The following is a 15758-nucleotide window of genomic DNA, read 5'->3' on the forward strand; positions in this document are numbered from 1 at the left end:
CTCTGCTTCTATTATACTAAAATTGGTACAAAATAGCTTTAGGACCATAGAACGTATCTTCGTATATCCTCTAACCTTTCGAGAGCATACCCATTGGTTTGAAATCGAAATAACTTGGAAATGTAGCAGAATGTATCTACATTATTTTAACTAATGGAGGAGACATATATATGACAACGCAAAACTATACAAAACAATATATAAATGGGGAATGGGTGGAAGGCTCTAGTACTAAAACTGTAAAAAATCTAAACCCTTACACAAATGAATTGTTGCAGGAAATTCCTTCAGCCAATCAAGATGATTTAAATCAAGCGTATGAAAGTGCAGCGAAAGCACAACAAGAGTGGGCCGCATTGGCACCAGCACAAGTGCAACAAAAATTTGATGCCCTTTTACAAAAAATGACCGAACGAAAAGAAGAAATCATAAATTGGTTGGTAGCAGAATCAGGAAGTACGAAAATAAAAGCTCAAGTAGAGTTTCAGGCAGCGTTGGCGATTGTTAAAGAATCATCTTCCTTTCCGACACGCATGCAAGGAGCTATCCTTCCTTCCAATGTTCAAGGGAAGAACAATTATGTAGAACGTGCTCCTAAAGGCGTGATAGGTGTTATTGGACCATGGAACTTTCCATTCCATTTAGCACTCCGATCAATCGCACCGGCAATCGCAACTGGCAACGCTGTTGTGGTTAAGCCAGCTTCAGAGACACCATTGACTTCAGGCTTATTGATTGCAGACCTGTTTGAACAAGTCGGTTTTCCGAGTGGGATTATCAACGTTGTCGTAGGAAGAGGATCGGAAATTGGTGATGCGTTTGTAACACATCCAACACCAAAGCTAATTTCTTTCACAGGCTCAACAGAAGTGGGAAGTCACATCGGAGAGCTTGCCGGTAAGCATATTAAAGATACGGCTCTTGAGCTTGGTGGAAACAACGCTATGTTAGTTCTAGAGGATGCAGATATTGATCAAGCTATACAAGCAGCTGCGTTTGGTAAGTATCTACATCAAGGACAAATTTGCATGTCCCTTAACAGAATTATTGTTCATGAAGCCCTTTATGATCAATTTACTGAAGCATTCGCTGAGAAAGTGAAGCAGTTAAAAGCTGGTGACCCATCTGAACAAGATACAGTAGTAGGTCCTCTTATTAATCATGATGCGGTAGAACGTATTCAACAGGATATAGAGGAGAGTGTAAAACAAGGCGCAACAAAACTAGTATCCGGTGAAGTCCATGGCAATCTTATGGAACCTGTTGTGTTAGCAGATGTGAGCAATGATATGCCAATTGCCAACAATGAGATTTTTGGTCCTGTAGCTACGTTGATTAAAGTGAAGGATGAGCAAGAAGCGATTGAAGTAGCAAATGGTTCTCCATATGGTCTGAGCGGTTCCATTTTTACGAAAGATCGCTATCGTGGTATGGAAGTTGCCAGAAAAATCGAAACAGGTATGATTCACATTAATGATCAGCCAGTAAACGATGAAGCACACGTTGCCTTTGGTGGTGAAAAACAATCAGGTATTGGACGTTTCGGAGGAGAATGGGCACTTGATAAATTTACAACCGTCAAATGGATTAGTGTTCAATCTGAATACCGTCAATATCCATTTTAATAATGATGCAACAAACCGAGCCATAACTTCTTGGCTCGGTTTTTTAGTATAAACAAGGGTGATAGTAAGTTTGATTTTTTTATTTGTTGCGCGCGACTCTCAAGATTGTTGCGTATAAATAGCAAGGGGATGGTGATACCTACATACATATTATAGAAGAAATCTATAGAGAAGAGGTGTTTGGTATGACAGAAAAGATGATTGTAAAAGGCCCAAAAGGTAAGCTGATTCGAGGCCATTTACCAGCCTTTAAACAAGATCCTTTAGCCTTTCTAGATAAGATTCGTAAAGAACATGACGATATGGCTAAAATTCGATTCGCTCATCAAACCATTTATCATATTCTAGACGCGAATCTCATTAAAGAAATCTTAATAACCCAGGCTTCCTCATTTCAGAAAGCAAGGGCATTTAAGCAAATCAAACCTTTTGTAGGAGAGGGGCTTTTGACAAGTGAAGGAGACTTTCATAAGCAACAAAGAAGGATAATGCAACCTCCGTTCACTCAGCATCATATCCAGTCCTATGCACCCACCATGTCTGTGTTGGCCAAATCCCTAGTGGGAAACTGGGAGGATGGAGAGACGAGAGATATACATGTAGATATGATGAACACAGCACTCGCCATTATTTGTAAGACCATGTTCAGTATGGATGTATATGAGACGCATGACACAGTAGGGGAATCAATCGATACCGCCATGTTCGTTGCAACGAAGCGGATTCGCTCTACCATTAAAATTCCATCTGTTATCCCTACAAAGGAAAATCTACAATTTGAGAATGCAGTCAAAACGCTTGATGACGTAATCGGAAAAATCATTCAACACCGCAAACAACATCCAGAGATAGAACATGATGACCTTCTTTCGATCCTGATGAATACAAGGGATTCAGAAGGGAACCCGGTTCTTTCTTCTCAACAACTACGGGATGAATTAATGACCATTTTTTTAGCAGGTCATGAAACAACAGCAAATGCTATGGTGTGGACGATTTATTTAATAGCGCAACATCCAGAAGTAGAAGAGAGGGTAACGAAGGAAGTGGATGATGAAATTGGTGGGGAACCAGTATCATTAGAGCATATCGAGCGTCTGTCCTATTTAAAAGCTGTCATTCAGGAAGCAATCCGTCTCTATCCACCTGCTTGGATGTTTGGGAGAGAAGCGAAAGAGAAAGTCACTTTATTTAATGGAGTTGCACTTAAAAAGGGCGATATCGTACATATTAGTCCTTATTTGCTCCACCGATCAGAAAGATATTATAAAGATGCAACCAGTTTTAATCCTGATCGTTTTTTAAATGATTCATTAAAAAACCTTCCTCGTTTTGCGTATCTTCCATTTGGGGGAGGAGCGAGAGTGTGTATTGGCAATCATTTTGCTATGCAAGAAGCATTGATCGTTTTGGCTACAATGTATCAAAAGGTGACACTACAGTTAAAACCAGATCATCCAGTGGAACCGGAACCTCTTATAACACTTCGACCTAAACATGGTTTGAAAGTAATGGTGAAAGAAAGACCTGGTGGGGTTTGATTTCTTATTTATATAGATGCTTTGTTAAACATTGATGTGGTTATGCTATATTCTCCTTACAATTTTGAAGAATAGAATTCGCAGCCAAGCGCAGGTTCATCCTGCATTGGGGCACTACACATCACCAAAAGGCCGGTCGCTCCTAATTTGAAAAAGTCGCTCGGAATTTGGTAAGAGTCGCTCCAGATTATCGAAAGTTGCTCGCAACCGCCACCCGTCCCCCAGCCAATAAAAAAGCCCCTCGCTCTATCAGGAGAGAGGGGCTGCATTCTATATTAACGATGTTTTTGATAGACAATAGGGCGTGTTTGCTCTTGAAGTGTTTTGTAAAGATCTTCAGATAAAGATGGTGCGTCTAGCATAGAAACATTCTTCTCTAATTGTTCTACAGAGCTAGCTCCAAATACAGCAGAAGCTACAGCAGGGTGTCCTAAAACATACTGAAGGGCTAAAGCTTGAAGGGTACGGTTTTGGCCTGTATGTTCTTGTAAGGAATGTACCATGTTTTTAATTTCTTCATAGGAGTGCGTTAAATAACCATTTTGAGCCTTTTCTTCAACCTTCTCCATCCCTTTATCACTAAGCATCCCTTTTGCCAATGGACCACGTGCTAATACACTGATTTGATTTTCATGTAATAGATCAAGCACTTCTTCTTCAGGGCGTCTATCAAATAGGCTATATTGCATCATTACGCTAACAATATTCGATTTCTCAACAAACTGTCTAATGACGTTTGGGCGAATAGAAGAGATGCCATAATAACGGACAACACCTTCTTGCACTAGTTCATCGAATGCTTCAATGGTCTCGTCGATTGGGTCGTCGATTGTACCACCATGTAGCTGATAAAGGTCGATGTAATCCGTTTGAAGGCGACGAAGGCTCTCTTTAACGCCTTCTTTAATATAGGCTTTCGAAGGATCCCAAAACCAATCTTCCTTTTGGGCATCGAAATGATTACCTACTTTGGTACCCAAAACAACTTCGTCACGACGTCCTTTCAGCGCTTTACCTACTATCTCTTCATTGGTTCCAAAATTATATAAATCAGCTGTATCTAAGTAATTAATACCTGAATCTAACGCACGATCAATAATTTCTGTAGCTTTCTGTTGTTCTGTTCCTAATGTCATGCATCCTAATCCTATTTCAGATATATGGAGGTTTGATGAACCTAATTGGCGTTTGTTCAAGTTTTTACATCCTTTCTTCATCTTAGAAATAGTAACTTCATTGTATAAGTCTATACCCGCTCACTCAAATCATATTCAATAGAAACGGTAAAATATATGATACAATAATGCACAGAGTATAGAAGGATGATTGGAGCTGACGATATAATGAAAAAATTTGAAGAAAAAACATTACATACAAAATCTATTTTTCAAGGTAACATGATTTCACTTCAAGTGGATGATGTGCAACTTCCAAATGGTAAGACCTCGAAACGTGAATTAGTAAAGCATCCAGGAGCGGTAGCAGTACTTCCTATAACAAAAGAAGGAAAAATCGTAATGGTGGAGCAATATCGCAAACCTTTAGAGCGTAGTCTTGTAGAAATCCCTGCAGGTAAACTAGAACCAGGAGAAGAACCTAAACAAACAGCAATGAGAGAGTTAGAGGAGGAGACTGGTTACACTACTGATGACTTGCAATTTGTAACGTCTTTTGCCACGTCTCCAGGGTTTGCGGATGAGGTTATTCATCTTTATGTAGCTACGAATATCGAATTAGCTGAAAATAAGTTAGATGGAGATGAAGATGAATTTGTCGAGCTAATCGAACTTACGTTAAATGAAGCTGAACAATACGAGCAAGACGAGAGGATATGGGATGCCAAGACAGCATACGCGGTGTTATATGCTCGTGCCAAAGGATTACTAGAGTAACATGAATACCTTTTATATCGATCTTCATGTTCACATAGGTCGTACCATATATGGGGATCCTGTCAAAATTACGGCATCCGATCAACTTACCTTAACAAATATCATACATGAGTGTTCTGAGAGAAAAGGAATTGATATGGTAGGTGTGATTGATAGTCATGTTCCAGATGTGCAAGCAGAGATCCAACAACTGCTAGACCATGGGGAAGCCATTGAACTAGGGGAAGGTGGTATTCAATACAAATCAACCACCTTAATCTTAGGCTCGGAAATTGAAATCTATGATACAAACTGCCATGGTCCCCTTCATGTATTGTGCTACTTTCCGACACTGGAGCGGATGCAACAATTTACGGTCTGGCTAAGCAATCATATGAAAAATATTACCTTAAGTACGCAACGATTTTATGGAGAAGCAATAGACTTGCAAAAGAAAGTGCAAGAACTTGAAGGTCTGTTTGTTCCTGCCCATATGTTTACTCCTTTCAAGAGTCTATACGGAAAAGGTGTGCAGTACAGGTTAGCTGAAGTACTCAATCCAGCACTTATCGATGCGGTAGAATTGGGTTTAAGTGCAGATACAAAGATGGCTGATTGTTTATCTGAACTACATGAATTCACGTTTTTAACAAACTCGGATGCACACTCCATACCGAAAATTGCTAGAGAATATCAACAAATTTGTATAGAGAAAGCTACGTTCAAGGAACTCAAAAGAGCATTGAGAAACCAGGGTGATAGAAGAGTTGTTGCTAACTATGGCTTGAATCCTAGGTTAGGGAAATACTTTCAAACGACTTGTGCTAATTGTTTTCATCCTGTATATCGTGGAGAATCTTGCAAGGAGTGTGGTTCAAAGCAATACATAAAAGGGGTATCCGAGCGAATACATGAACTACAGGACACCAATACGTTTCCAACTAACCGTCCACCATATATTTCACAAGTACCTCTTGAATTCTTGCCATATCTAGGTCCTAAAACGTTACGAAAACTATTAAATGAGTTTGGTACAGAGATGAATGTTATTCATAATGTTACTAGAGAAGATTTACTAGAGATTGTTCCCCCTAGTTTGGCTGATCGAATATTAGCTAATCGAAACGGGGAACTATCTATAAAAGCTGGTGGTGGAGGGCGTTACGGAAGCTTATCAAAAGAAACATAATGATTTCTATCTCTTACGGGTCTATTTTATCCGAATCCTTCATAGATTTGTATTACTACTAGAAAAAGATACGGTAGAAATGGAGGATTCTCATGTATGTAAAAGGTTCCGTAGCATCGCAACACGTTCGTGAATATGCTAGCATTTATGTTTTCGTAAGCTTACTTTTCCTAATTGGTATTATATTTGGGGCGGTTATTGTAAATAGTATGAACTTCATACAAAAGGAAGACTTATTCTTTTATTTAGATCGGTTCTTTAAACAACTTCCTGGAGAGCCTAGCATTAGCTCGCAAAGTTTACTGAAAAGTAGCTTCTTTTACCATGTAAAGTATCTGTTATTCATTTTCATATTAGGGTTGTCCATTATTGGCATGCCAGTTATATGGATCTTACTATTTATGAAGGGCGTCGTAGTAGGATTTTCTGTAGGTTTCTTAGTTAATCAAATGGGGTGGTACGGCTTACTTACCGCTGCAGTATCCATTGCCCCACAAAACCTGATTATTATTCCGGTTTATATTGTTGCTGGAAGTTTGGCGATGATTTTTTCATTTGGTCTGATTCAAAAGCTAGTTGCTAAGAAAATTCATCAACCCATCTTACCTCCTTTCATTCGATATAGCATGCTTTTTCTATTTTTGCTCGTGTTTGTAGGTATAGCAGCAATTATTGAATCATACCTATCACCGATTGCCTTAAAGTCAGTGATTGAAATGATATATAAGTAAGAGATAGTGAATTTTAAATGATAACAATTATAAATAATAGATTGTAATGATTTCAATTTGACACTGGTTTCGACTCTGCTTATAATTAAAGGTGGATATACGAGGGAGGGACCAGATATGGAACAACGTATAGAGAAAATAAAAAAACAGCTCCATTCCCAGAGCTATAAGCTAACACCGCAACGTGAAGCTACCGTGCGTGTGTTGCTTGAGCATGAAGAGGATCATTTAAGTGCAGAAGACGTTTACCTCCTCGTAAAAGAAAAGGCTCCGGAAATTGGTCTAGCTACTGTTTATCGTACACTAGAATTGTTATCAGAATTAAAAATAGTCGATAAAATCAACTTCGGTGATGGCGTATCTCGATATGATCTTCGTAAAGAGGGTGCAGAGCATTTTCACCACCATTTAGTTTGTGTGGAATGTGGTTCCGTTGAAGAAATTGTAGAAGATTTACTTACAGATGTTGAAAGTAGAGTAGAGAAAGATTGGGGCTTTCAGGTGAAAGATCATCGTTTAACGTTCCATGGCGTTTGTAAAAAATGCCAAGTTGAAACTGTAAAATCATCATAATGTTGATAGAACCTTTTTCCAGTTGGGAGAAAGGTTTTTTACATTGTAATCATTTAGTCATAGTATAGTGTCAGGTAACCTATTCGGAAAATTTCAAATCTAGACAATTCTATTTACAAACGATAAGAAATCGGTTACGTTTATTTTGTATTCTTCATATTGGGCTATTTTTATGATGCAACGGTTACATATAAAGAACTATAGCAGGCTGTCTTTACTTAAATATAGGACAAGTTGAGTTTTCTAGTATATTTTAATGGAAATCTGGCATATCTTTTAGTAATGATACAAGCTCGTATTGGGTTAAAAAGGAGACATGATGATGACTCGTTTTTTTCATTTACTAAAAGATACAGTAAAGATTTTCATCATCTTTACTGGTTGTACGTTGCTGTTTTACTTTGGTTTACGAATGATGAATGAAGAATATGACCAAATCCATCGTTACGATCAACCAGAAGGTAAAGCCGTCAAAGTTTTTCAGTGGGAGGACGAACGATTAATTGATCGTTTATCTATATTTTTTCGGTTAGGGGAGTAAATGTTCATGCAACATGAACTCAATGACTTTTTTCATTACTTACAGGTAGAGAGAGGATTATCAGAAAATACTCTTTCATCCTATCGAAGAGATTTACAAAAATATATAGAATTTTTAAGCAATACAAGTGAGTTGGAGAACGTTAATCAGATTGCGCGTGTAAACATTATGCAATACCTACATCATCTCAATGATTTAAATCGTTCTTCTTCAACAGTAGCACGGACCCTTTCATCTATTAGGGCTTTTCACCAGTTTCTTGTACGTGAACGGTTAGCAGAGAAAGATGCTTCCTTACATTTGGAAACGCCGAAAAAGGAAAGAAAGTTACCAAAGATCCTTTCCATGAGTGACGTGGATGCACTATTAAATATCCAAGCAAATGAAGCACTCGAGATTCGTAACAAGGCGATGCTAGAGATTTTATATGCGACAGGTTTGCGTGTAACAGAACTTGTAACCCTAAAAGTTAGTGATTTACACCTTACGATGGGATTTGTTCGTTGTCTAGGAAAAGGTTCAAAAGAAAGAATTATTCCACTTGGCAACATGGCTAAGCAATCAGTCGAACGGTATTTAGAGGAAGCAAGACCATCTTTAGTGAAACAAAAAAAAGAAGACTATTTATTTGTTAACCATCATGGTAACGCTCTGTCAAGACAAGGGTTTTGGAAGATACTGAAAGCGGTTGCTGAGGAGGTTGGCATACAAAAGGAAATTACTCCTCATACGCTTCGGCATTCCTTTGCCACACATTTATTAGAAAATGGGGCAGACCTTAGAGCTGTTCAGGAGATGTTAGGCCATGCCGACATATCCACCACGCAAATCTACACGCACGTAACAAAAGCAAGGTTAAAAGATATTTATCGCTCGTATCATCCACGGGCGTAATTCTTTTTTTCTTTAAGAGGTCTGACCTCTTACAACCTGGTGAATATAGATAAGCAAACCAGGGAATGTAACATTTATAGGAGGGATGAATCATGAACAATTATAAACGTATTTTTCTAGTTGTAATGGATTCTGTTGGAATTGGCGAAGCACCTGATGCGGAACAATTCAATGACAAAGGAGCAGACACATTAGGTCATATTGCTGAACACATGGGTGGCCTTAACATGCCAAATATGGGAAAGCTTGGCTTGAGTAATATTCGCCATATTAAAGGTATTGAACCAGCTGAACATCCGCTTGCTTATTATACAAAGATGCAGGAGATGTCTAATGGAAAAGATACGATGACAGGGCACTGGGAGATAATGGGGTTATATATTGATACGCCATTCAGAACCTTTGAGGAGTTCCCTAAAGAATTAATTGATGAGATTGAAGAACGTTCCGGTCGAAAAGTCATTGGGAATAAGCCTGCATCAGGTACTGCTATTATTGATGAGTTAGGTCCAGAGCATATGGAAACAGGTGCTCTAATTGTGTACACATCAGCAGATTCTGTGCTTCAAATTGCAGCACATGAAGATATTGTACCAATTGACGAGCTCTACGAAATTTGCGAAATGTGCCGTGAAATCACGAAAGACGAAAAGTATATGATTGGACGCGTCATTGCTAGACCTTTCGTTGGTGAGCCAGGTAATTTCCAACGTACATCTAACCGACACGATTATGCGTTAAAGCCATTTGGTCGCACTGTTATGAACGATCTAAAGGATGACAATTATGATGTGATTGCATTAGGTAAGATATCTGATATCTATGATGGTGAAGGAGTTACCAAGGAGATTCGTACAAAAGATAACATGGATGGAATGGACAAACTAGTAGAATCAATGGATGAAGATTTTACAGGATTGAATTTCTTAAATCTTGTTGATTTTGATGCGAAATATGGTCATCGTCGTGATCCTCAAGGTTATGGAGAAGCACTTGAGTCATACGATCAACGTTTACCAGAAGTGTTAGAGAAGCTACAGGATGATGACTTACTAATCATTACTGCCGATCATGGTAATGACCCTGTTCACCATGGTACGGATCATACTCGTGAATTGGTTCCTTTACTTGTTTATAACAAGCAAAGAAACGAGGGTAAAGAATTACCTCTACGAACGACATTCGCTGACATTGGTGCAACTGTAGCCGAGAATTTCAATACGAAGATGCCAGAATACGGAACAAGTTTTCTAAAAGATATTAAATAAGGGGGATGGAATAATGGACGCTACACAAATTAAAGACGCAGCTCAATTTATTCAAAAACAAAGTACCAATCAACCGTCGATTGGCATGATTTTAGGTTCAGGGCTAGGAGTTCTTGCGGATGAAATTGAGAACCCTGTTACGATCAAATACGGAGATATCCCGCATTTCCCAGAATCAACCGTAGCGGGTCATAAAGGACAACTTGTAATAGGTACACTTGAAGGTAAACAAGTCATTGCTATGCAAGGTCGTTTTCATTATTACGAAGGATACAGCATGCAACAAGTGACGTTCCCTGTACGAGTAATGAGAGAGTTAGGCGTGGAAACATTATTTGTAACCAATGCAGCTGGTGGTATTAATGAGAACTTTAACGCTGGTGATTTAATGATTATTAGTGATCATATAAATAACATGGGGGACAATCCACTTATCGGACCTAATGATGAGAAACTAGGTGCAAGATTCCCTGATATGTCCAAGGCATATGATGGTCAACTCGCAACGCATGCAAAAGCGTGTGCTGACCGATTAGGATTAAAAGTGCAACAAGGTGTGTATGTAGGCAATACCGGACCTTCCTATGAGACAGGTGCAGAGGTCCGCATGCTTCGTACGTTAGGTGGAGATGCAGTTGGCATGTCTACAGTACCAGAGGTTATTGTTGCGAATCATGCAGGTATGAATGTTTTAGGTATTTCCTGTATTTCCAATATGGCTGCAGGGATTCTAGACCAGCCTCTAACGCATGACGAGGTAATTGAAACAACTCAACAGGTACGTCAAGATTTCTTGAATTTCGTAAAAGAGACATTGAAGACACTATAAATACTGTTTTGTTAACTTTTAAATAAGGGTGATGAGAATATGAGAATGTATGATATTATTGCGAAAAAAAGAGACGGTTATGCTTTGACAAAGGAAGAAATTGACTTTTTCGTTGAAGGTTACACAAATGGAGAGGTTCCGGATTATCAAGCTAGTGCTCTATGTATGGCGATTTTCTTCCAGGATATGAACGATGAAGAAAGAGCAAATATCACAACAGCTATGGTAAATAGCGGTGATACAATTGATCTTTCACCAATCGAGGGCATCAAAGTGGACAAGCACTCAACAGGCGGCGTAGGTGATACGACAACACTTATTCTAGGACCATTGGTTGCTTCTCTTGATGTACCTGTTGCAAAAATGAGTGGTCGTGGATTAGGTCATACTGGTGGAACGATTGATAAGCTAGAAGCTGTTCCTGGCTTCCACGTTGAAATCGATAAGAGTCAATTTATCGATTTAGTAAACAGCAACAAACTATCTGTAATTGGTCAAACCGGTAACTTAACACCTGCTGATAAAAAACTATACGGTCTTCGGGACGTAACAGCAACCGTTAATTCTATCCCTTTAATTGCTAGTTCAATTATGAGTAAGAAAATTGCTGCCGGTGCAGATGCGATTGTACTTGATGTGAAAACTGGTGCTGGTGCCTTTATGAAGAGTTTAGAAGACTCTAAAGCATTAGCAGAAGCCATGGTTCGTATTGGAAATCACGTTGGTCGTAACACGATGGCTGTCATTTCTGATATGAATCAGCCACTAGGTCGCGCAATTGGAAATGCATTAGAGGTAGAAGAGGCAATCGAAACCTTAAAAGGAAACGGTCCAGAGGACTTAACAGAATTATGCTTAACCCTTGGAAGTCAAATGGTTGTACTTGCAGGTAAAGCAGACACACTTGATGAAGCTCGTCAGAAATTAGAAGAAAACATGAAAAACGGCAAAGCTCTTGAGAAATTTGGTACTTTCCTTAAATCTCAAGGTGGTGACGAACGCGTAGTTGAAGACCCATCTGTGATGCCAAAAGCTTCAAAACAGTTTGAACTAAACGCCAAAAAATCTGGCTATGTTAGCGACATTGTAGCAGATGAACTAGGAACTGCTGCCATGATGCTAGGTGCAGGCCGTGCGACGAAAGAGTCAGAAATTGATTTAGCTGTTGGTCTTTACCTAAACAAGAAAGTGGGAGACTACGTAGAAGAGGGCGAATCCCTTCTAACGATTTACGCAAATCAAGATGATGTGGAAGACGTGAAAGAAAAGCTTTACGCAAATATCACTATCTCTGATGAAAAAGTCTCAGCACCAACCCTTATTCACAATATGGTTACAGGAGAATAATGCTTGATTGAAGAGAGATGCCACCTTGCATCTCTCTTTTTTTATGTTTGGCTGTAGGAAATTGAAGTAGTTTTGTTCCCTTCTTCCTCTAAAGCCCCATTATCTTGAAGACTTGGATTCGAGATAAATTGGGGATGATAGATGTTTCCGTTGTTTTAAATGGAATAAAGGTGGCCGTGGAACAACTCGCGTCCTGCCGGCGACCCTACGTCGTGTAGGGCCGCCCGCAGGACGCGAGCCGTTTCCCACCCATCCCTAAACCTCTTTGAGCATCGGACCCACTCTATATCCAAAAATTATCTCAAATCCAAGCCTTCAAAACTATACCTCTAATATTGAATAAAAGTTAGTTTAAATTACTTGCTCCATCTATTAACTAAAAATAAAGCATATACCTCCGCTCTCTTTTTTTCAATAATATAGAATTCCATGTTATAAAACAGTCTCAGCTTGGAAAAAATAGCTAACATTACGATTGGAGGGACAACGATGAAAAAGTTTGGTGTCTGGATAACCATTGTATTTGTTATGCTATCGGTCTTTGCTCCAACTTCCTTTGCGGCAGAGGAAACGGGGCCTAAGTTAGCTGAGAAAGCAAAATCTGCAATACTAATTGAGAGAGATACAGGTACAGTCCTATACAACAAGAACTCAGATGAGAAGCTTCCACCTGCAAGTATGACTAAAATCATGACATTGGTTCTTGTCATGGAAGCTATTAATGATGGTTCTTTGAAATTGGATGAAAAAGTTCGTGCTAGCGAATATGCAGCTTCTATGGGAGGATCACAAATCTTCCTTGAGCCTGGTGAAGAAATGACTGTAAATGAACTATTAAAAGGAGTAGCCATTGCTTCAGGTAATGATGCTTCTGTTGCGTTAGCGGAACGAATAGCTGGCAGTGAAGAAGAGTTTGTTAAGCAAATGAACGCTAAAGCAAAGCAATTAGGATTGAAAAATACACACTTTAAAAATACGACAGGCCTTCCAGCAGAAGGACATTATAGTACTGCTGAGGATATGGCATTAATGGCAAAAGAGTTATTAAAGCATGAAGGAATCACAGAATATACAAGCAAATACGACGACTATCTTCGCAAGGGGACGGATAACGAATTTTGGCTTGTAAATACAAATAAACTTGTGAAGTTCTATCCTGGCGTTGATGGATTGAAAACAGGTTTTACTCGTGAAGCCATGTATTGTTTAACTGCAACAGCGAAAAAGAATGATATGCGTGTGATTGCAGTCGTAATGGGGGCGGATACACCTAAAAACCGTAATGCAAGTATCTCCTCAATGCTAGACTATGCATTTAATCATTATGAAACGGAATCCTTATACAAACGTTATCAGCCAGTAGATCAAATGCGGATGATACGTGCTCAACAACCAACTATTGATGTAGTTACGAGTGAATCTGTGTCTGTCTTAAAGAAAAAAGGGGAGACAATCGAAAATGTAAAAGCGGATATCTCTTATCATAAAGACCTATCTTTGCCATTAAAGAGTGGGCAAGAGATTGGTGTATTGACCGTGACAAGTAACGATAAGAAATTATCTGAATCTACATTAATCGTTAAAGAAGACGTTAAGGAAGCTGGAGTTTGGACGTTATTCAAAAGATCTCTTAATGAAATGGTGAAACATCGATAATCGTAAGAGGTTTCATCGAATCAACACTTCTTTTGTCAGTTAGCAGGATAATGAATGAAAAAAGGAGAAAGACTCACTAACCTAATTTTGAGGAGGAAGAAACTGTGAGTCTTTCCGTTCACTTTGAAACAAAACAACATGTGCTGTTAGTTCGACTAGCAGGAGAATTAGATCATCATGAAGCTGAGAATTTACGTAATGAGTGGCAGACGATAATGGCGAGACAAGAGCTTAAGCATGTAGTGCTAAATCTTGAATCCCTCAGTTTTATGGACAGCTCTGGACTTGGCGTTATTTTAGGAAGATATAAAGAGGTCAAGCAAAATGGAGGGGAAATGGTTGTATGTTCTATCTCTCCAGCTGTACAGCGTTTATTCGAAATGTCAGGATTATTTAAAATTATCCGTCTAGAAGAAAATGAGGCATTTGCACTTGAAACGTTGGGGGTGGCGTCTTAATGAATAAAAATGAGATGCATATTCAATTTTCAGCTCTTAGTGAGAATGAGTCGTTTGCACGTGTTACGGTAGCAGCATTTGTAACGCAATTAGACCCTACAATGGATGAACTGACAGAAATGAAGACCGTTGTATCAGAAGCAGTTACCAACTCTATTATCCATGGTTATGAGGAGCATGACGAAGGACTCGTACATATTGACTGTGTCCTTTGTGAAGGATCCGTCGAGCTAACTATTTGGGATGAGGGTATGGGAATTGACAACATCGATGAGGCAAAACAACCGTTATACACATCTAAACCAGAATTAGAACGCTCAGGAATGGGCTTTACGATTATGGAAAATTTCATGGATGAAGTAGATATCACATCTATTCCGGGTCAAGGGACAACCGTAAGACTGGTCAAGCACTTAAAAAAAAGCAAAACCTTATGTAATTAAGGGGACATGCGTATGGATGTGGAATTAAAGCAATCTAAAAAACAAGAACAGTTGTCTGATGAAGAGGTTAAAGTGTACATTGCACAAAGTCAACAGGGAGACCAGGAAGCCCGAAACATTTTGGTAGAAAAAAATATGCGTCTTGTTTGGTCGGTAGTTCAACGATTTTTAAATCGGGGTTATGATCCGGATGATCTTTTTCAAATTGGATGTATTGGGCTTTTAAAATCGGTTGATAAGTTTGATCTCTCCTATGATGTGAAATTTTCAACGTATGCTGTACCAATGATTATTGGAGAAATACAGCGATTTATCCGTGACGATGGTAGTGTGAAAGTTAGTCGTAGTTTAAAGGAAACAGGCAACAAGATTCGCAGAAAGAAGGATGAGCTTACGAAAGTACTGGGGCGCACCCCTACAGTACAAGAACTTGCCAAGGAATTAGACATTTCACCTGAAGATGTCGTACTAGCGCAAGAAGCATCCAAATCACCACATTCAATTCACGAGACCGTGTACGAAAATGATGGAGATCCCATTACACTTTTGGACCAAATAGCAGAACAAGATACAAAGTGGTTTGATAAAATAGCCCTTCAAGAGGCTATTCGTTCATTGGATGAAAGAGAAAGGTTGATTGTCTATCTACGATATTATAAAGATCAGACACAATCTGATGTGGCAGAAAGACTAGGCATATCCCAAGTCCAAGTATCAAGACTTGAGAAGAAAATTCTCAGCTTTATTAAGGATCAAATGAAAGAATAAATATAAGACTTCCCATATTGGGGA

16 protein-coding genes are annotated in these 15758 nt (G+C 39.0%); 15 read left to right on the top strand and 1 reads right to left on the bottom strand.

The features are described from left to right. Window positions 1–170 precede the first annotated feature (170 nt). Together N782_RS13000 and N782_RS13005 are read left to right on the top strand one after the other, a co-directional pair. Window positions 171–1625, top strand: a complete 1455-nt coding sequence (locus N782_RS13000; protein WP_036820726.1) for an aldehyde dehydrogenase family protein — start codon at window positions 171–173, stop codon at window positions 1623–1625. 185 nt (window positions 1626–1810) lie between these two features. Beyond that, window positions 1811–3166, top strand: a complete 1356-nt coding sequence (locus N782_RS13005) for a cytochrome P450 (protein ID WP_052111334.1) — start codon at window positions 1811–1813, stop codon at window positions 3164–3166. 275 nt (window positions 3167–3441) lie between these two features. Here the strand turns inward: N782_RS13005 and N782_RS13010 are convergent, their stop codons facing one another. After that, window positions 3442–4362, bottom strand: coding sequence for an aldo/keto reductase (locus N782_RS13010; RefSeq protein ID WP_036820729.1), 921 nt, complete (start codon window positions 4360–4362; stop codon window positions 3442–3444). 147 nt (window positions 4363–4509) lie between these two features. Between N782_RS13010 and N782_RS13015 the strand changes: the two genes are divergently transcribed. The 13 genes from N782_RS13015 (at window position 4510) to sigF (ending at window position 15734) form a co-directional block, all read left to right on the top strand. After that, window positions 4510–5058 carry an NUDIX domain-containing protein gene (locus N782_RS13015; protein WP_036820809.1) on the top strand — a complete coding sequence of 183 codons (549 nt, stop codon included), beginning with the start codon at window positions 4510–4512 and terminating at the stop codon, window positions 5056–5058. Window position 5059: 1 nt separating this feature from the next. Then, window positions 5060–6226: an endonuclease Q family protein gene (locus N782_RS13020; protein ID WP_036820732.1), complete on the top strand. Its 1167-nt coding sequence runs from the start codon at window positions 5060–5062 to the stop codon at window positions 6224–6226. Window positions 6227–6318: 92 nt separating this feature from the next. Next, window positions 6319–6957 (top strand): stage II sporulation protein M, encoded by a 639-nt coding sequence (gene spoIIM / locus N782_RS13025; RefSeq protein ID WP_036820735.1) that lies wholly within the window; start codon window positions 6319–6321, stop codon window positions 6955–6957. Between the two features lie 117 nt (window positions 6958–7074). After that, the gene (fur, locus tag N782_RS13030) at window positions 7075–7530 is read left to right on the top strand and encodes a ferric iron uptake transcriptional regulator (RefSeq protein ID WP_036820738.1); all 456 of its coding nucleotides are present in this window, start codon (window positions 7075–7077) and stop codon (window positions 7528–7530) included. A gap of 322 nt (window positions 7531–7852) precedes the next feature. Beyond that, window positions 7853–8071, top strand: coding sequence for a YqzK family protein (locus tag N782_RS13035; RefSeq protein WP_036820740.1), 219 nt, complete (start codon window positions 7853–7855; stop codon window positions 8069–8071). Window positions 8072–8077: 6 nt separating this feature from the next. Then, a complete protein-coding gene (xerD, locus tag N782_RS13040; protein ID WP_036820812.1) occupies window positions 8078–8965 on the top strand; it encodes a site-specific tyrosine recombinase XerD in 888 nt (295 codons plus the stop codon). Window positions 8966–9057: 92 nt separating this feature from the next. After that, window positions 9058–10233 (top strand): phosphopentomutase, encoded by a 1176-nt coding sequence (gene deoB, locus N782_RS13045; RefSeq protein ID WP_036820742.1) that lies wholly within the window; start codon window positions 9058–9060, stop codon window positions 10231–10233. A gap of 13 nt (window positions 10234–10246) precedes the next feature. Further along, window positions 10247–11062 carry a purine-nucleoside phosphorylase gene (locus N782_RS13050; RefSeq protein ID WP_036820745.1) on the top strand — a complete coding sequence of 272 codons (816 nt, stop codon included), beginning with the start codon at window positions 10247–10249 and terminating at the stop codon, window positions 11060–11062. A gap of 39 nt (window positions 11063–11101) precedes the next feature. After that, window positions 11102–12409 carry a pyrimidine-nucleoside phosphorylase gene (locus N782_RS13055; protein WP_036820748.1) on the top strand — a complete coding sequence of 436 codons (1308 nt, stop codon included), beginning with the start codon at window positions 11102–11104 and terminating at the stop codon, window positions 12407–12409. 489 nt (window positions 12410–12898) lie between these two features. Further along, the gene (locus N782_RS13060) at window positions 12899–14065 is read left to right on the top strand and encodes a D-alanyl-D-alanine carboxypeptidase family protein (RefSeq protein WP_036820751.1); all 1167 of its coding nucleotides are present in this window, start codon (window positions 12899–12901) and stop codon (window positions 14063–14065) included. A gap of 104 nt (window positions 14066–14169) precedes the next feature. Then, window positions 14170–14523 carry an anti-sigma F factor antagonist gene (gene spoIIAA / locus N782_RS13065; protein ID WP_036820754.1) on the top strand — a complete coding sequence of 118 codons (354 nt, stop codon included), beginning with the start codon at window positions 14170–14172 and terminating at the stop codon, window positions 14521–14523. Then, window positions 14523–14966: an anti-sigma F factor gene (spoIIAB, locus tag N782_RS13070; protein WP_036820760.1), complete on the top strand. Its 444-nt coding sequence runs from the start codon at window positions 14523–14525 to the stop codon at window positions 14964–14966. Before spoIIAA ends, spoIIAB begins: the two co-directional genes overlap by 1 nt. A gap of 12 nt (window positions 14967–14978) precedes the next feature. Next, window positions 14979–15734, top strand: a complete 756-nt coding sequence (gene sigF / locus N782_RS13075; protein ID WP_036820762.1) for an RNA polymerase sporulation sigma factor SigF — start codon at window positions 14979–14981, stop codon at window positions 15732–15734. Window positions 15735–15758: the final 24 nt, after the last annotated feature.

The sequence above is a fragment of the Pontibacillus yanchengensis Y32 genome (genome assembly GCF_000770635.1).
Lineage (GTDB): Bacteria > Bacillota > Bacilli > Bacillales > BH030062 > Pontibacillus > Pontibacillus yanchengensis.